Annotated in this window: 11 protein-coding genes; 4 read left to right on the top strand and 7 right to left on the bottom strand. The window is 68.3% G+C overall.

All coding sequences use genetic code 11. The features are described from left to right. Positions 1-17: 17 nt before the first annotated feature. Positions 18-2606 carry a cyanophycin synthetase gene (gene cphA, locus FHS28_RS14770; RefSeq protein WP_088451787.1) on the top strand — a complete coding sequence of 863 codons (2589 nt, stop codon included), beginning with the start codon at positions 18-20 and terminating at the stop codon, positions 2604-2606. Then, entirely contained in the window at positions 2603-4813 is a 2211-nt protein-coding gene (locus tag FHS28_RS14765; protein WP_088451785.1) for an FUSC family protein, read from the top strand. The genes cphA and FHS28_RS14765 overlap by 4 nt, the downstream gene beginning before the upstream one ends. A gap of 94 nt (positions 4814-4907) precedes the next feature. Here FHS28_RS14765 and FHS28_RS14760 read toward each other — a convergent pair whose 3' ends face one another. The 3 genes from FHS28_RS14760 to FHS28_RS14750 form a co-directional block, all read right to left on the bottom strand. Continuing rightward, positions 4908-5372 (bottom strand): Hsp20/alpha crystallin family protein, encoded by a 465-nt coding sequence (locus tag FHS28_RS14760; protein WP_088452323.1) that lies wholly within the window; start codon positions 5370-5372, stop codon positions 4908-4910. Between the two features lie 157 nt (positions 5373-5529). Beyond that, a complete protein-coding gene (locus tag FHS28_RS14755) occupies positions 5530-5982 on the bottom strand; it encodes an Hsp20/alpha crystallin family protein (RefSeq protein WP_088451783.1) in 453 nt (150 codons plus the stop codon). Between the two features lie 211 nt (positions 5983-6193). After that, complete coding sequence (locus FHS28_RS14750) at positions 6194-8104, bottom strand: diguanylate cyclase (protein ID WP_184294941.1); 1911 nt, start codon at positions 8102-8104, stop codon at positions 6194-6196. Between the two features lie 202 nt (positions 8105-8306). Between FHS28_RS14750 and FHS28_RS14745 the strand changes: the two genes are divergently transcribed. Continuing rightward, positions 8307-9497, top strand: coding sequence for a low temperature requirement protein A (locus tag FHS28_RS14745; protein ID WP_088452321.1), 1191 nt, complete (start codon positions 8307-8309; stop codon positions 9495-9497). A gap of 102 nt (positions 9498-9599) precedes the next feature. Here FHS28_RS14745 and FHS28_RS14740 read toward each other — a convergent pair whose 3' ends face one another. The 4 genes from FHS28_RS14740 to FHS28_RS14725 all read right to left on the bottom strand — a co-directional run bounded on the left by FHS28_RS14740 (position 9600) and on the right by FHS28_RS14725 (position 16655). Further along, positions 9600-11021 (bottom strand): efflux transporter outer membrane subunit, encoded by a 1422-nt coding sequence (locus FHS28_RS14740; RefSeq protein ID WP_088451779.1) that lies wholly within the window; start codon positions 11019-11021, stop codon positions 9600-9602. 36 nt (positions 11022-11057) lie between these two features. Then, positions 11058-14315, bottom strand: coding sequence for an efflux RND transporter permease subunit (locus tag FHS28_RS14735; RefSeq protein ID WP_088451777.1), 3258 nt, complete (start codon positions 14313-14315; stop codon positions 11058-11060). Positions 14316-14423: 108 nt separating this feature from the next. Further along, complete coding sequence (locus tag FHS28_RS14730) at positions 14424-15656, bottom strand: efflux RND transporter periplasmic adaptor subunit (RefSeq protein ID WP_088451775.1); 1233 nt, start codon at positions 15654-15656, stop codon at positions 14424-14426. 141 nt (positions 15657-15797) lie between these two features. After that, positions 15798-16655: an alpha/beta hydrolase fold domain-containing protein gene (locus FHS28_RS14725; protein ID WP_088451773.1), complete on the bottom strand. Its 858-nt coding sequence runs from the start codon at positions 16653-16655 to the stop codon at positions 15798-15800. A gap of 291 nt (positions 16656-16946) precedes the next feature. Between FHS28_RS14725 and FHS28_RS14720 the strand changes: the two genes are divergently transcribed. Continuing rightward, complete coding sequence (locus FHS28_RS14720; RefSeq protein ID WP_088451771.1) at positions 16947-17957, top strand: LysR family transcriptional regulator; 1011 nt, start codon at positions 16947-16949, stop codon at positions 17955-17957. Positions 17958-18025 lie beyond the last annotated feature (68 nt).

Raw genomic sequence — 18025 nt, 5'->3', positions numbered from 1 at the left:
GAACCGAAAGACGACAGATGGAAGTCTCTCGCACCCGCGCACTTCGTGGCCCCAACATGTGGAGCCGTCATACCGCCATCGAGGCGGTGGTCCACTGCAGCGACACGGAACGCACCATCGCCGACATGGCCGGCTTCGAGGCCCGCCTGCGCGCCCTCTTCCCCGGCGTCGGTCCGCTGCGGCCGGCCAGCAGCGCCAAGACCCCGATCTCCCTGGCCCATGTGCTGGAGCAGGCCGCCCTGGCGCTGCAGGCCCAGGCCGGCTGCCCGGTCACCTACAGCCACACCCACACCACCTCCGAAGCGGGCACCTATCAGGTGGTCGTGGAATACAGCGAGGAAGACGTCGGCCGCATGGCCTTCGACAAGGCGGTGGAACTGATCAATGCCGCCGCCACCGGGGGCACGTTTGAGGCCGACGCCGCGGTGCGCGCCTTGCGCGAGACGGATGAAGACATCCGCCTCGGCCCCTCGACCGGTTCCATCGTGGACGCTGCCTGCAAGCGTGGCATCCCGTTCCGTCGCCTGACCCAGGGCAGCCTGGTGCAGCTCGGCTGGGGCGTGAAGCAGCGTCGCATCTGGGCGGCGGAAGTCGACGCCACCAGCGCCGTCTCCGAATCCATTGCGCAGGACAAGGACCTGTCCAAACGCCTGCTGCAGTCGGCCGGCGTGCCGGTGCCCATCGGCGCCCCGGTCAGCACCGTCGATGAAGCCTGGGACGTGGCGCAGGAGATCGGCCTGCCGGTCGTGGTCAAGCCGCTGGACGGCAACCAGGGCAAGGGCGTGACGGTCAACGTGGCCTCGCGGGCTCACCTGGAAATCGCCTACAAGGCCGCCGAGGACATCGGCACCGTGATGGTCGAGAAGTTCCTGCCCGGCAGCGACTACCGGCTGCTGGTGGTCGGCGACAAACTGGTCGCCGCGGCGCGCCGCGACCCACCCAATGTGATTGGCGACGGCACCCACACCGTGCGTGAACTGGTGGCCAAGGTCAACGAAGACCCGCGCCGCGGCGACGGTCATGCGACCTCGCTGACCAAGATCCGCCTGGATGACATCGCCATCGCCCGCCTGGACCTGCAGGGCCTGACACCCGACTCGGTGCCCGAGAAGGGCCAGCGCGTCATCCTGCGCAACAACGCCAACCTGTCCACCGGCGGCACCGCCACCGACGTGACCGATGACGTGCATCCGGAAGTGGCCGCCCGCGCCATCGCCGCCGCCCAGGTCGTGGGCCTGCATGTCTGCGGCGTGGACGTGGTGGCCGAGAGCGTGCTGCGTCCGCTGGAAGAGCAGAACGGCGGCATCGTTGAAGTGAACGCCGCCCCCGGCCTTCGCATGCACCTGAGCCCCTCCTACGGCAAGGGCCGCGATGTCGGTGAAGCCATCATCGCCAGCCTCTACGGCCACGGCAGCCGCGGCGACAAGGGTGAAGACGGCCGCATTCCCATCGTCGCGGTGACCGGCACCAACGGCAAGACGACGACGTCGCGCCTGGTGGCCCACATGTTCGCGACGCAGGGCCTGCGCGTGGGCATGACCAACACCGACGGCGTCTACGTGGAAGGTCGCCAGACCGACAGCGGTGACTGCTCCGGCCCCAAGAGCGCCCGCAATGTGCTGATGCATCCGGATGTGGAAGCAGCGGTGTTCGAGACCGCCCGCGGCGGCATCCTGCGCGAAGGCCTGGGGTTTGACCGCTGCCAGGTGGCGGTGGTGACCAACCTCGGCGAGGGTGACCACCTCGGCATGAACTTCCTCAACACGGTGGAAGAGCTGGCCCTGGTCAAGCGCGTCATCGTGCAGAACGTGGCCAGCAACGGTTATGCGGTGCTCAATGCGATGGACCCGGTGGTCGCCAACATGGCGGCCGTCTGCCCGGGCCAGATCATCTACTTCGCCAGCGACCGTCATCACCCGCTGATGGCCACCCACCGCGCGCAGGGCAAGCGCAGCGTGTATGTGGATGGCGACAGCCTGGTGGCCGCCGAAGGCGCCTGGCGTGAATCGATCCCGCTGCGGGACATCCCCTTCACCCGGGCCGGGGCCATCCCCTTCCAGGTGGAGAACGCCATGGCAGCCGTGGCGGCGGCCTGGGGCGTGGGCCTGGACTGGGACACCATCCGCCGCGGTCTGGCCAGCTTCATGAGCGACGCCGACAGCGTGCCGGGCCGCTTCAACGTCATGGACTACCGCGGCGCCACCGTGATTGCCGACTACGGCCATAACGGCGATGCGATGAAGGCGCTGGTCGCCGCGGTGCAGGGCCTGCCGGCCCAGCGCCGGTCGGTGGTGATCTCCGGCGCCGGCGACCGCCGCGACGAAGACATCCGCGTCCAGACCCAGATCCTGGGCGAGGCTTTTGACGACGCCATCCTGTTCCAGGACGCCTGCCAGCGCGGCCGTGAAGACGGCGAAGTGCTGGCGCTGCTGCGCCAGGGCCTGACCGGTGCCAGCCGCACCCGCCACGTGGAAGAAGTCCGCGGCGAATTCAACGCCATCGACCGGGCGCTGGAGCGGCTGCAACCGGGTGACCTGTGCCTGGTGCTGGTGGATCAGGTGGAAGAAGCGCTGGCGCATCTGGCCCAGCGCATCAAGGAAGCTTGAACCCGCTGAACGCTCCCACCGGCCCGCATCCCTCAGGCCCTTCCGGCCCGTCCGGCGCCCCCGGTTCTGCCGGCGCCGCGGGCGGGCTGGGCCGTTGGCGCCACTGGCCGGTGCACTGGTGGAACGGCCTGACCGTCGCGCTGGGCGTGACGCTGGTGCAGATCGTGGTGTCGCTGCTGGCACCGCCGGATTTGTCCCACGTCGCCTCCCAGCTGGCGATGGCCTGTGCCATCTGCGCCAGCCTGGCCGATCTGCCGGGCAACCTCACCCGCAATTTCAAGCGGGTGGCGCTGGGCGGCGGCCTGGCGCTGCTCGCGGTGGTGGCGGTGGCGCTGCTGCGCAACCATCATGGATGGATTGGCGTGCTGGTGGCCGCCCTCGGTTTTGGCAGCGCCCTGATGCTGAGCTGGGGCCTGCGGGCCGCCGCCGTGTCCTTCGCGCCCATTCTGGCGATGGTGTTTGCACTCGCCTGGCCACCGCAGCCGCTGGCCGTGGTGGTGCTCAGCGGGGCGTCCGGCATCGCGCTGTACCTGGGCTGGGCCTGGGTGTCCGGCCTCGTGCTGCAGCGGCGGTTCCGCCGTCTGGCGCTGGCGGATGCGCTGCGCGGGCTGGCGCAGCTGCTGCGCGCCCGCGCCGAGCTGCTGGGCAGCGGCGGTGCCGCACATGCGATGCGCGACTGGCTGGGCAATGAGGCCCAACTGGCCGAAGTGCTGCAGACGGCCCGCGATCAGGTCTTCCCGCATGTCGAGGACGACCCGCGCAGCGTGGCCGTGCTGCTGCACCTGATCGAGCTGCGCGACCTGATGCTGGCCAGCCGGCTGGATCTGGAACTGATCGGCGAAGACCCGATCGGCCAGCAACTGCGCCACTCCCTGGTGCAGCGCCTGGCCTCGCTCACCCAGGCGCTGGAGACCTGCCGCCTGGCACTGCTCAATGAAACTTCGCCGCAGGCCCTGGTGCTTGCGCCGGTGGCCTGGCCGTCCGTCTCCGCCCAGGATCCGCGCGCCCGTCTTCAGGCCCTGCTGCAGGACCGGCTGACCCACCTGGACGGCGAAGTGCTGGCCATCGGCAAGGCGCTGGACCGCTCGCAGGAACTGCCGTCGCTGCCGCTGGACCAGGTGCAGCTGAGCCAGTTCCTCACGCCGGAAGGCTGGCCCATCGGACTGCTGAAGGCCCAGTGGCGGCTGGATTCCCCGGTGCTGCGGCATGCCCTGCGCAGCCTGCTGGCGCTCTCCAGCGCCTATTACATCGCGCTGGCCCTGCCCTGGGCGTCCCACCCGCACTGGCTGGTCCTGTCGGTGGCGGTGGTGCTGCGCGGCACGCTGGACCAGACCCTGGCCCGCCGCAACATGCGGGTGCTGGGCACGGCCATCGGATGCGGCGTGATCCTGCTGCTGTCCCAGGTGCACAACCTGATCCTGTGGATCGTGGTGCTGCAGGTGGCGGTGGGCGTGGCCCATGCCTTTGCCACCCGTCGTTATCTGATCACCGCCGTGGCGGCGACCGTGATGGCGCTGTTGCAGGCCCATCTGGCCGATCCGACCCACGGCGTGGCGGTGGTGGAACGCCTGGCCGACACGGTGCTGGGCGCCGCCCTGGCCTGGGCCTTCAGCTATGTGCTGCCGGCCTGGGAGCGACGCCATCTGCCACGCTCGCTCAAGCGCGCGCGCAGTGCGCTGCAGCTGTATGTGAAGCAGGCGATGACCGCCGAGCTGACGCCGGCCGGCGCACTGAGTCAGCGACTCGCCCGGCGGCAGGCCTATGACGCCCTGGCGGCGCTCTCGGCCGCCTTGCAGCGCAGCGCGGCGGAACCTCGCCGGGTACGCCCGCCGCTGCAGGAACTCAGCACGGTGCTGGACCACGGCTACCGCCTGATGGCCCACCTGTCGATGATGCGTCAGACGCTGATGCGCCGCGCCGCCGAGCTGGGGCCGGAAGCACTGGCGGAACTGCCGCCCCATGCACAGCGCCTGCAGCGCGCGCTGGAAGGGCTGGAGCCGGTGCCGCATACGCTGCAGCTGCTGCAGGACTGGAGCCTGCTGCCGGACGTCGGTCCGATGGAAGACATCCGGCCCTGGATGCGCCGGCGCCTGCAGGTCAGCATGGACGATGCCGCCCGCGCCGGCCAGGCCGCCGAAGCGGCGCTGGTCGCGATGGGAGCGGATCCGTCTCAGGAGTCGGTGCAGAACAGCCTCAGCGGCGAGTGATCCGCACCCCGCAGCAGCAGCAGCGTCAGGGGCTGCGCCCGCAGCAGCGCTCAGTCCGCGAATCACGCGGATCCGAGCCTATCTGCTGGCAGGGTCAGCCCAGCGCCACCTGGATCTTGCGCGGCTGCGCATGCGCGGCCTTGGGCAGGCGCACCTGCAACACCCCCTGCGTCAGCTCGGCGCGGATCTGCTCCGCATCCAGTTCCTTGCTCAGGGTGAACACGCGGCGGTAGTGCTGGCGGGTCACTTCCGCATGACCGGCGCGCAGGCCTTCGGGCATGTCCAGGCGCATCTCGGCTTCGATGATCAGTTGATCACCATCCACCCGCAGATTCAGCAGGTCACGCGGCACGCCAGGCAGGTCGGCGTAGAGGGTGATGCCCTGTGCATCTTCGATCACGTCCACCGGCGGCACCAGGGCCAGATCGTCACGCTGACGGCTGGTGGAGGCACGGGGACGCGCTGCGGTGCTGCTGGCCGAGGCCGGCGCAGTTCCGCTCGCGGGCGTGGCGTTCACGGGGGCCGTGGTCGGGACGGCGGTGGACGCGGCCCCTTCCATCAGGGCGGCGGGCATCTGGCCCGACACGGCAGGGTTCGCGGAAGTCGAGGCTTGAACGGCTTGGGTGTTCATGATGAATGCTCTTCGGTAGACGGTGGAGACGGTTCGCTCAATCGCGTGAGTCACGCAATGACGTGCGTCACGCAGGGGGCGTTGCTTAATGGATATCGATGCGACGGGGCTGGACGGCCGCACGGCGCTTGATGCTGACGCGCAGCACGCCGTCGCGGTAGCTGGCCTGCACCTGATCCGGATCGATGTCATCCGGCAGGCTCACCACCCGGCGGAAATTGCCGCTGAAGCGTTCGCTCTGATGGACGATGGCGCGTTCGGCGCTGGGGCCTTCCGCCTTGGCCACCGTCTGCGAGGCCCGCTCGCCGGAGAGGCTGAGCACGCCGCGATCCAGATCGACGCTGATGCTGGCGGGGTCCAGGCCCGGGGCGAAGGCATAGACCTCCACCGCTTCGGGCGACAGGCCGACATTCAGCGCCGGATAACCGCCGCGGCCCTGGCCGCGAATGCTGGAAGAGACATCAAAAGCCTGGCTGACCTCGCGCTGCAGGCGCTCGAGGTCGTTGAACAGGTCACGGGCGAACAGACGTTGGTACATGGGGCCTCCTGATGGGCGTAAAAACCGCTCGGGATCCGATCGGTCGGGCTGTGGGGCTGGCGGCCGGAAGCGACCGCCATGCATCCAAGTTTTGGACGCCCCAGCGGTTCTTCAAGATCTTGAAATTGCAGGGGTGCCGCCCCCATATCGCCCGCCCTCCCGGGCAGCCCACCGTTCGCAGGGGTCGCGAAAGCCCCCCCCGGAGATCGGCTCAGCGCCGGCTGTCCATGCCCGGGCCGTGCAGCACGGCGAAGCCATTGCGGCCCGCCCGTTTGGCCTGGTAGAGGGCCCGGTCCGCCATCACCATCAGATCACGAGCGGACATCTCGGCGTCTTCCAGCGTGGCCACGCCGACGCTCACCGTCACCGACAGGCCGCCCAGCGGCTGGCTGGACACGGCTTCGATGATCTTGGCCGCCACACCCTCCGCTTCCTCGGGACTGTTGAGCCCCTCCAGCACCGCGACGAACTCGTCGCCAGCCAGGCGGGCCACCCGGTCGCTGGCGCGCACCGTGTGGCGCAGGCACTGCGCAAAGGCGCGCAGCACCTCGTCCCCCACGGCGTGGCCATAGGTGTCGTTGATCGTCTTGAAGTGGTCGACGTCCATGAACAGCACCGCCATGGCGCGGCCGTCGCGGGCCTGACGGCGCTGACGCAGCAGCGCCTGGTCCAGCGCCTGGTCCAGTTCCCGGCGGTTGGGCAGCCCCGTCAGGGCGTCCGAACTGGCCCACTGCGCCAGTTGCGCCTCCGCCTGCTTCATCGGCGTGATGTCGATGGAGAGGATGAACAGACCCGCCACCGCCCCATCGGCGCCGGTGTCCGGCACGTAGATGCTGCGGAAGTGCCGCCGGCGTCCCAGATGCATCGACGACGTCTCCAGTTCCACCCGCTCGCCCTGCAGCCCCAGCGCCAGATGCACCCGGCGCTGCTCGTACATCTCCGGCGTCATCAGGTCTTCCAGCGTCCGGCCGAGCGCATCCGCCAGATCGATGTCCAGCAGCGAGCGCACCGTCTCATTGGCATACCGCAGGCGCTGATCCGCATCGACGTAAGCCAGCACGATCGGCAGGTTGTCGGTCACCGCCTTGAGGCGCTTTTCGCTCTGTGCCACACGCACTTCGTCCCGCCGACGGTCGCTGATGTCCATCGAGACGGCGTAAAAACCCCGCGTCAGACCCGCCAGGCGGTCCGGCACCAGACACTGGTGGAAGTGGCGCCATTGGCCGTCCACCCTCACCCGGGCGTCGAATTCCACCGTCTCACCGGCCAGCACGCGATCCATCTGCGGCTGCATGGCATCGGCACCTTCTGGCGTGTGCAGCTCGGCGATCGGCCGCCCCACAGCAGCTTCCGGCTGAAAGCCGAAGACCCGTCCGGCTTCCGCATTGGCAAACAGCAGCCGCCCCTGCCGGTCGAAGTGTCCGATCAGGGCCGGCACATGATCGGCGATGTCCCGCAGGCGCTGCTGTGAACGCTCCGCCGACCGGGTGCGCGTGATCACCTGCGTCACCGCGATGGCGGTGAAGAGGGTGAGCGTGCCCAGCCCACCCAGCAGCAGGAATTCCGCCTGGGTGGCATCGCGCTGCAATCGGTTGTTGATCGAGGCCTGCTCGGCGGCGAGGTCGGCCCGCAGCTCTCCCAGCAGGTCCCGCAATTCGTCCATCTGCCCGGGGTTGCCCATGGCCCGCTCCAGCGCTTCGTCGTGCTGGCCGGTGTCGTGCAGCTGCAGGATCTGCGCCATCTCCCGCAGCTTGATCAGCGCCAGCTCCCGGACACGGGCCAGGCGGGGCCCGTGCATCGGGTCCGGGCTGCGCTGTGCCAGGTCGTCCAGGCGCTGCTCCAGGCCGCTCATCGCCTCGCGATAGGGTTGCAAAGCGCTGCCCTTCTGGGTGAGCAGATAACCGCGCAGGCCGGTTTCGGCATTGAGCAGGTCTTCCATCACCCGGTGCAGTTGCGGCAGGGTGCGGCCGATGCGCTCCGACCGCTGCAGGTGGCCCAGCGTCGCCTGCGCCCGCCAGGCCAGCAAGCCGGACAGCACTGCCATCGCGGCCAGCGACAACATCAGCCAGCCCACGCCGCGACTCAGTCGGGAACGCGGGGCGGGAGCGGCGACGGTCGGCATGCGGGCGGTCGGGGTCAAGCGTTGAGGGTCGCGGCCCATAGGCGGGGCCCACGGGGTGAAGCGGCGCTGATTATCCTTGTGCGGCGGTGCAGCAGAGAGATGAAGATCCTGCGTCGTGAGGACGCCCCGCCCCGGCACATCGCCCGGCACATCGCCCTAATGGCAGACGCGCGCCACGGCCAGCCTGCCTACAGTGCCGCAGATGCATGCTGACGTCCGACACCGCCGCCCCTCCCTGCTGCGCGCGCCCGACCCTCAGGGGCACGCCAAGGTCAGCTTTACCGAGCTGTTCTTTGATCTGGTGTTCGTTTTTGCCGTCACCCAGCTGTCCCACCGGCTGATCGGACATTTCTCGCTGGCGGGGGTGCTGCAGACGCTTTTTCTGATGCTGGCGGTGTGGTGGGTCTGGGTGTTCACCTCCTGGGTCACCAACTGGCTGGATCCGGACACCCTGCCGGTGCGGGCCTGCTTGTTTGTTTTCATGCTGCTCGGGCTGCTGATGTCGGGCGCGATTCCGGAAGCGTTTGATGCACGCGCGCCGATGTTCGCCGGTGGATATGTCGGCATCCAGGTCGGACGTACGCTGTTCTTCCTGTGGGCTGCGCGGGGGCACGACCGGGTGCTGGTGCGCAACTTCCAGCGCATCCTCGTGTGGCTGGTCAGCAGCGGCATGCTGTGGGCCTGTGGCGCATTGCAACCGGAGTGGCGGCTGCCATGCTGGATCGCGGCGCTTTCGCTGGAATATGTCGGCCCATCGATGGGATTCGGCGTGCCGGGGCTGGGGCGGTCCGCCTCCACCGACTGGGTGGTGTCCGGCGGTCACCTGGCGGAGCGCTGCGCCCTGTTCGTCATCATTGCGCTGGGGGAGTCGCTGCTGGTGACGGGGGCAACCTTTTCAGCGCAGGACCTCACCGTGGATGCGGCGCTGGCCTTCCTGGTCGCCTTTGCCGGCAGCCTGGCCCTCTGGTGGCTGTACTTCGACACCACCAATGACCTGGCGACCGCCCGCATCGCCGGCAGCCAGGACCCGGGTCGTCTGGCGCGGCTGAGCTACACCTATCTGCATCTGCCCATCGTGGCCGGCATCATCGTCAACGCGGCCGGGGATGAATTCGTGCTCGCGCATCCGATGGGCCTCACGCCGCTGCGCACGGCCGTGTGTGTGCTCGGCGGCTTCGGGCTCTACATCCTGGGGGTGGGGCTGTTCAAGTGGTCGGTGCTCGGACGCCTGCCTGCGTCCCATGCGGTCGCCCTGCTGGCCCTGCTGGGCGCCAGTCCCTGGGTCCCCGGATGGCCTGCAGTGATCACCAGTGCCTACGCCTGCCTGGTGCTGATCGCCCTGGCAGCCTGGGAAGGCAAAACCCGGCAGACCGCCGTGCTCGCCCATCCATGAAAAAAGGCGCCGAGCCCACCGAAAACCTCCGGTGCGTCGGCGCCAACACATCCCTGGGGCGTTGGCCAGCCCCAGGAGTCCTGCACAAGAAGGGTCAGGGCATCAGCCGGCCGGCGTCCAGCCGCCGCCCAGGGCGCGGACCAGCCCCACCGTGGCCTGATACTGCTCGGCCTGCACCTGCAGCGCCACACGGCGGTTGCGCAGCTCGCTGCGGCGGGCATCCAGCAGATCCAGCTGGCTGATGAAGCCATTGCGATAGCGGGCGTCCGACAGCGCCGTGGCACGCGAAGCCGCGTCCACCGCCTGCGCCTGCACCTCCGATTGCCGGGACAGCAGTTGCAGCCCGCTCAGGCTGTCTTCCACTTCACGCAGCGCCTGCAGCAACTGCTGGCGATAGTCCGCCATCGCCAGGTCCAGGCCCGCCTGCGCCGATTCGATACCCGCCTTGCGACGGCCGCCGTCAAACAGCGGCAGCGACAGCAGCGCATCGACCGACCAGGCGCGCGCCGACCACTTGAACACATCGCTCAGTTCCGGCGAGGCATAACCACCGGTAGCCGTAAGCGCCAGGCTGGGGAACCAGGCCGCCTGGGCCACGCCCACACGCGCCTGGGCCGCCAGCAGGCTGCGCTGGGCCGCCGCGACGTCGGGACGCCGCGCCAGCACCGCGCTCGGCAGGCCGGCCGGAATCGCCGGCAGCGCGGCCAGGTCTTGCGCCTCGGCCAGCGAGAAGCCGGAGGCCGGCTCGCCCAGCAGCACCGCCAGCGCGTTCTCCAGCTGCGCACGGCGGCGGTCCAGCGCCACGGCTTCGGCTTCGGTGGAAGCCACCTCGGCCTGCACCCGCGCCAGATCCAGCTCCGCCACGTCGCCGGCCTGATAACGGCGCTGCGTCAAGGCCAGCGTCTCGCGATAGGCCGCCACGGTGTCACGCACCAGCCGCCGTTCCTGGTCGGTGAAGCGCAGCGACAGATAGGTCTGCGCCACGTCCGCCTGCACCATCAGCCGCGTGCTTTGCAGCAGCGCTTCACGGGCCTGGGTGTCGAGCCGTGCAGCACGGCTGGCCTGCGTCAGGCGGCCGGACAGGTCCGCCTCCCAGCTGGCCGTCAGTCCGGCCCGGTACAGCGGCGTGACCGCCGGTCCCTGCCCGGCCGTCGTGCCGCGGTAAGCCCCGGCATTGGCACCCACCTGTGGCAGGCGGTCGGCATCGGCACTGCGGGACAGCGCCCGGGCCTGCGCCAGCCGCGCGGCGGCCGATTGCAGGTCGGTGTTGTTGCGCAGCGCCCGCTGCTCCAGGTCGTTCAGCTGGGCGTCGCCGAAAGCGAGCCACCAGTCACCGCGCGGCTCGGCATCCGACGGCGGCACCACGGCCCAGCGGCCGTCGGCCACCGGGGCACTGCCCTGTGGACCCTGGAGCGTCTTGAAGGCTGCCGGGGTCGCCGGCAGGCGCGATTCATCGATCGGCGGCGGCGTGGCGCAACCGGCCAGCACCAGGGCCGCCAGCAGCGTAGTCATCATCAGTTTCATGGCAGAAATCCTTGTTGATCTGCAAAGCGGCCGTACTCAGTCATGCTCATGGCGGGGCGCCGCGGGGTGCGGATGCGCGCCAGCGCCAGCACCGAAGTCATGGCCCGCCCCCTGCTCCGGCTGGGCAAAGGCTTCCAGATGGTCGCCATGCTGCTTCAGCGGACGGTTGCCCGAGAGGCGACGCATCAGCACATAGAACACCGGCGTGAGGAACAGGCCGAAGGCCGTCACACCGATCATCCCGGCGAACACCGCCACGCCCATCGCATTGCGCATCTCCGCACCGGCGCCATGCGCCAGCACCAGCGGCAGCACACCCATCACGAAGGCCATCGAGGTCATCAGGATCGGACGCAGACGCAGACGGCTGGCTTCAATCGCGGCCTGCAAGGGCGTGCGCCCCGCAAACTCCAGCTCCCGGGCGAATTCCACGATCAGGATCGCGTTCTTCGCCGACAGCCCCACCAGCACGATCAACCCGATCTGGGTGAAGACGTTGTTGTCCCCATGGCTGAGCCAGACGCCGGTCATGGCGGCCAGCAGGCCCATCGGCACGATCAGGATGATGGCCACCGGCAAGGACAGGCTTTCATACTGGGCCGCCAGCACCAGGAACACCAGCAGGATGGCGAGCGGGAAGACCCACAGCGCGGAATTGCCAGCCAGGATTTCCTGATAGGTCAGCTCGGTCCATTCATAGCTGATGCCCGGGGGCAGCGTCTCGGCGGCAATGCGTGCAATCGCGTCCTGCGCCTGGCCGGTCGAGAAACCGGGGGCCGGGCCACCGTTGATGTCAGCGGACAGGAAGCCGTTGTAGCGCATCGCGCGTTCCGGGCCGAAGCTCGGCTCGATCTTCATCAGTGCCGACAGCGGCACCATCTCGCCGGAGTTCGACCGCACCTTGAGCTGGCCGATGTCCTCGGCACGGGCACGGAACGGTGCGTCCGCCTGCACCCGCACGGTGTAGGTGCGGCCAAACTTGTTGAAGTCGTTCACATACAGGCTACCGAGGTAGATCTGCATCGTGTCGAACACGTCGGTCACCGCCACGCCCAGCTGACGGGCCTTGGTACGGTCCAGGTCGGCATACAGCTGCGGCACATTCACCTGGTAGCTGGTGAACAGACCGGCCAGCTCCGGCGCCTGCGAGGCCTTGGCCATGAAGGCCTTGACTGCGCCGTCCAGCGCTTCGTAGCCGAGGCCGCCGCGATCTTCCAGCTGCAGCTTGAAGCCACCGGTCGTGCCCAGGCCCTGCACCGGCGGGGGCGGGAACATCACCACGAACGCGTCTTCGATCTTCCCGGCGAACTGGCCGTTCAGGTTGCCCGCGATCTCACCGGCCGACAGGCCCTTGCCAGTACGCTCGTCAAACGGCTTGAGGGTGGCGAAGACGATGCCCGAGTTGGAGCTGTTGGTGAAGCCGTTGATCGACAGGCCGGGGAAGGCCACGGCATGGTCCACGCCGGGGGTCTTGGTGGCGATGTCGCTCATGCGGCGGATCACCTCTTCCGTGCGGTCCAGCGTGGCACCGTCCGGCAGCTGCGCAAAACCGATCAGGTACTGCTTGTCCTGCGCCGGCACGAAGCCACCGGGCACCACCTTGAACAGGCCCACCGTCACCGCGACCAGCGCTGCATAGATCAGCAGCATGACCGCCTTGCGGCCGATCACCCGCGTCACGCCGCCGCTGTAGGCCTTGGCGCCGCGATTGAACAGGCGGTTGAAACCGCCGAAGAAGCGGCCCAGCAACCGGTCCATCGCACGGGTCAACCAGTCCTTGGGTTCGTCATGGCCCTTGAGCAGCATGGCGGCCAGGGCCGGCGACAGGGTCAGCGAGTTCACCGCGGAGATCACGGTGGACATCGCGATGGTCAGCGCGAACTGACGGTAGAACTGGCCGGTCAGGCCGGTGATGAAGGCCAGCGGCACGAACACCGCCACCAGCACCAGCGCAATCGCGATGATCGGGCCGGACACTTCCTTCATTGCACGGTAGGTCGCCGCACGCGGACTCAACCCCGCTTCAATGTTGCGCTCGACGTTCTCCACCACCACGATGGCGTCGTCCACCACGATACCGATGGCCAGCACCAGGCCGAACAGCGACAGCGCATTGATCGAGAAGCCGAAGGCATGCATCACCGCAAAGGTGCCGATGATCGACACCGGCACGGCCAGCAGCGGGATGATCGAGGCGCGCCAGGTCTGCAGGAACAGGATCACCACCAGCACCACCAGGGCGACGGCTTCCAGCAGCGTGTGCACCACCGATTCGATCGAGGCCCGCACGAACTGCGTCGGGTCATAGACGATTTCGTAGCTCACGCCTTCGGGCATCGACTTCTTCAGCTCCGCCATCGTGGCCCGCACGTTGTTGGAGATTTCGATGGCGTTGGAGCCCGGCGCCTGGAAGATGGGGATCGCCACGGCGGACTTGTTGTCCAGCAGCGAGCGCAGCGCATATTCAGCGGCACCCAGCTCGATGCGGCCCAGATCGCGCAGACGCGTGACCTGGCCGTTGCTGCCGGTCTTGACGATGATGTCGCCGAACTCTTCCTCATTCTTGAGGCGGCCCTGCGCATTCACCGGCAGCTGCAGGTCGATGCCCTGCAGGCCGGGGGAGGCCCCCACCACGCCGGCGGCGGCCTGGACGTTCTGCTCGCGGATGGCTTGCACCACGTCATTGGCGCTCAGGCCATGCTCGGCCACCTTCTGCGGGTCCAGCCAGACGCGCATCGAATAGTCGCCGGAGCCGAACAGCTGCACCTGGCCCACACCGGCGATACGCGCCAGGCGGTCCTTGACATTGAGCACCGCGTAGTTGCGCAGGTAGGTCATGTCATAGCGGTCGTTGGGCGACAGCAAGTGCACCACCATCGTCAGGTCGGGACTGCTCTTGACGGTGGTCAGGCCCAGTCGGCGCACTTCCTCGGGCAGGCGCGGCTCGGCCTGCGACACCCGGTTCTGCACCAGCTGCTGCGCCTTGTCCGGGTCGGTGCCCAGCTTGAAGGTCACCGTCAGCGTCATGTTGCCGTCGGTGTTGGCCTGGCTGCCCATGTAGAGCATGCCTTCCACGCCGTTGATGGCTTCTTCCAGCGGCGTGGCCACCGCTTCGGCAATCACCTTGGGGTTGGCGCCGGGATACTGGGCCCGCACCACGACCTGCGGCGGCACCACTTCCGGATATTCCGAAATCGGCAGCACCCGCAGCGCCAGCAGGCCCGCGACGAAGATCAGCACCGACAACACACCCGCGAAGATCGGGCGGTCGATGAAGAATTTGGAGAGATTCATGGCAGTCTTTCTAGACAGCGGAATAAATCAGCGGCCAAAGCTCGCCCACCGCATCGGGCGGACGCGAGGTCCGCGGCGATGCGTGGGGACTCGGGGGCGGCTGTCAGATCAGGACTTGTCGGCCTTGCCGGTGCTGTCCTTGGCCTGAAGTTCGGTCTTGGCGTTCATCGGCACCATCTGCGGCTGCACCAGGGCGCCGGGGCGCACCCGCTGCAGACCGTTGACGACCACACGCTCATTCGCCTGCAGGCCGGCATTGACGATGCGCAGGCCATCGACGTTCGCGCCGAGTTGCACCTCGCGGTAGGCCAGGGTGTTGTCCTTGTTCACGACCATCACGAAACGCTTGTTCTGATCGGTGCCGACAGCGCGCTCATTGACGAGCAGCACCGGACGGCTCTTGGACTGCCCCAGGCGGATGCGGGCGAACTGACCGGGCATGAGGGCGCCGTCCTTGTTGTCCAGCACGGCACGCACACGAACGGTGCCGCTGCGGGCGTCCACCTGGTTGTCCACCAGTTGCAGACGGCCGGTGTAGGGCGTGTCGCTGGTGCCGGCAGTGCCGATCTGCACCGGCACCTTGTCCAGCTGGCTGCGGGCACCGGCGCCGCCGGGCAGGTCGGCGAGGGCGCGGGCCACGGTGCGCTCGTCGGCATCGAAGCTGGCGTAGATGGGGCTCACCGACACCAGCGTCGTCAGCACCGGCGCGCCCGGACCGGCCGCCACCAGGTTGCCCTGGGTGACTTCGATGCGGCCGACACGGCCCGCCACCGGTGCGCGGACCTGGGTGTAGCCGAGGTTCAGACGGGCCGACTGCAGTGCGGCCTGGGCCGCGCGCAGGTTGGCCTCGGCTTCCCGTGCCGCGTTGCTGCGTTCGTCCAGCTCACGCTGGGCGATGGCGTGCTCGCTCCACAGACGGTTGGAGCGCTCCAGCTCGCTCCTGGTATAGCTCACCCGGGCCTGGGCGGCGACGACCTGCGCATCGGCGCGGTCCACTTCCGCCTGGAACGGCGCCGGGTCGATGGTGATCAGCAGTTCGCCGGCCTTGACCAGCGAGCCTTCGCGGAAGTGCACCGACTGCACCGCGCCGGCCACGCGGGAGCGCACATCCACACGCTCCACCGCCTCCAGGCGGCCGGAGAACTCTTCCCAGGCCGCCACGTCCTGGCTGGTGACGGTGGCCACCGACACGGGAATGGCTTGGGGCGCGGCGGCGGGCGGATTGGCTTCCGCCTGCTGGCTGTGCAGGCCGACCACAGCGGCGGCCACCACGGCGGCCATGGCGGTGATGGAGGTGGCGGTCAAGGCCAGCGGACGCTGGCGGCTGAGCAGGTGTTTCATTGTTGTGACTCCGTAGACGATGCGGGACTGTTCTGAACGGTTCTGACTGTTCGGGACGATGGTGATGAGACGTTTCAGGTGCGGCGGCCGTGACGGGGGGACGCGTACTGCAGGTCCCTGGGGAGAGGACGCCAGGCTCCCTCAGGTGGGTTGAGGACGTGAGCCGCGTGAGGACCCCAGCGGCGGGAGGGTGTGGAGAAAATCAAACAGGCGCTGTCGCAGTGCGCGCACCCAGGGCGGTTGCAGCACCTCCCGCGACGGCAGGCGCATCAGGCTGGCGGGCCAGCCGGTGGGTCCGGGCAGAATGCTTTGCTGCACCTCGACACCGGCGCGCTGCAGGGCCCGGGCGTAGGCGACGGTTTCGTCGCGCATCGGATCGTCGTCGGTGCTGAGCACCAGCGCGGGGGCCAGTCCGGACAGGCGCTGGGTGCAGGCCGGCGCGGCGTAGGGATGGTCGCCGTCCTCGCACTGGCCGAGGTAGGCGCGCCAGCCGTGGGTCCAGCGGCATTCACCGTCGCCCGCTTCCGCGCGGCGCAACGAGGCGGTCCCCAGGCAAGGGTTGAGCATCGGGCCCAGCAGGATCTGCCCGGCCAGCTTGCCGTGGCCCTGGTCCCGCGCCATCAGCGCCAGGGCCGCAGCCAGGTTGCCGCCGGCTTCCTCGCCCGCCACCAGCACCGGGCTGCCGCGGCCGGAGAGCCGGCTGCGCGACTTGTAGATGCCTTGCAGCAGCGCATCGATGGCCTTGAGCGCGGTGGGGAACACCTGGTCCACCCCGGTGGGATAGTCCACATCCACCACCACCGCACCGGCCTCGGCCAGCAGCTGCGACACCAGGGCACCGCTTTCCAGCGATCCGCTGGTGAAGGCGCCGCCGTGCAGATGCAACACCACCGGCGCCTGCGGACGCCGGTTGGCAGCCTTGTAGACACGCACCGGCATCACACCGTCGCCGGCGGGCAGCAGATCGTCGTGACAAGCGGTGAGCGGCAGGGCGTCCATGACCGAAGAATCCTGGTGGGTGAAAAAGTGAAACAGCGAGGAAAGAGCGTGGAAACAGGGCGAATTGCTTGAAAGGCTGTGCAGACAGCAAAGGCCTGCGCAGACAAGGGGCAGGCAAACATGTTGCAATGCAGCGAAATTTAGAGATTCAGCCCGCCGAGATAAACGGCTGCCGACGCGAATCAATATTTCGCCGGCGAAACAATGACGCGGGCAGGATGGCGACCTCACGCGCGCGCAGGCTCAACAGACGCGCGGATCGCTGCAGCAGAGATTGGAAGAGGAACGCAGATGGACAAGCTCAATGCCATGCAGGCTTTTGCCCGCGTCGTGGAAGCCGGCACCTTCACCAAGGCGGCGGAATCGCTGGACCTGCCGAAGACGGCGGTCACCCGGCTGATCCAGTCGCTGGAAGACCACCTCAAGGTGAAGCTGCTCAATCGCACCACCCGGCGTGTGAGCGTGACGCCCGATGGCGCCGCGTATTACGACCGTGTGACGCGGCTGCTGTCCGACATCGAAGAGCTGGAAGGCTCCGTCTCCCATGCACGCGCCGCGCCGCGCGGGCGGATCCGGGTGGATGTGGCGTCGTCTGTGGCGCGGATGTTGATCATTCCCGCACTTCCGGAGTTTTATGCAAAGCATCCGGACATTCAGATCGACCTGGGCGTTTCCGACCGTCCGGTCGATCTGATCAGTGACAACATCGACTGCGTGGTGCGCGGCGGTGAAATCACCGATCAGTCGCTGGTGGCCCGCCGCATTGGCGACTGGAGCTACGGCTGCTGCGCTTCACCGGAATACATCCGGCGCCACGGCATTCCGCAGCATCCGCTGGACCTGGAGTCCGACCAGCATTTCGTCGTCAGCTATTTCTCCGCCCGCACCGGCAAGCGATTCCCGTTCGACTACAGCAAGAACGGCCAGCGGTATGAGGTGTATGGCCGCTATCAGGTGTCGGTGAATGACGGCAATGCCTACATGACGGCCGGCCTGACCGGACTGGGCGTGATCCAGGCGCCTTACTTCATGGTCAAGCCGCACATTGACGCGGGCGAGCTGGTGCCCTTCCTCTGCGACTGGGAGTCCGATCCGCTGCCGCTGTATGTGGTGTATCCGCCCAACCGGCATCTGAGCACCAAGCTGCGGGTGTTCGTGGACTGGGTGGCGGAGCTGTTTGCCCGTCACACCGTGTGGCAGAAGCAGCTGATTGCCACCTGCGATGCCGAGAAGGGCCAGTCGCCGGAAGATCAGGCGATCGCGCCGAATGGCGCGAAGCTGGCCGTGCTGAGCGCGGCCTGAGGGTCGGCGCCGGGCGGCACACCATCGCCGCTCACGCGCCCATCACGCCGCCCCCCCTCGCCCCTGCC

The organism is Roseateles terrae, assembly GCF_014192155.1.
Classification (GTDB): Bacteria; Pseudomonadota; Gammaproteobacteria; order Burkholderiales; family Burkholderiaceae_C; genus Roseateles; species Roseateles terrae.
Note: the sequence above shows the minus strand (reverse complement) of the source record. Positions and strands in the feature narration are given on the sequence as shown.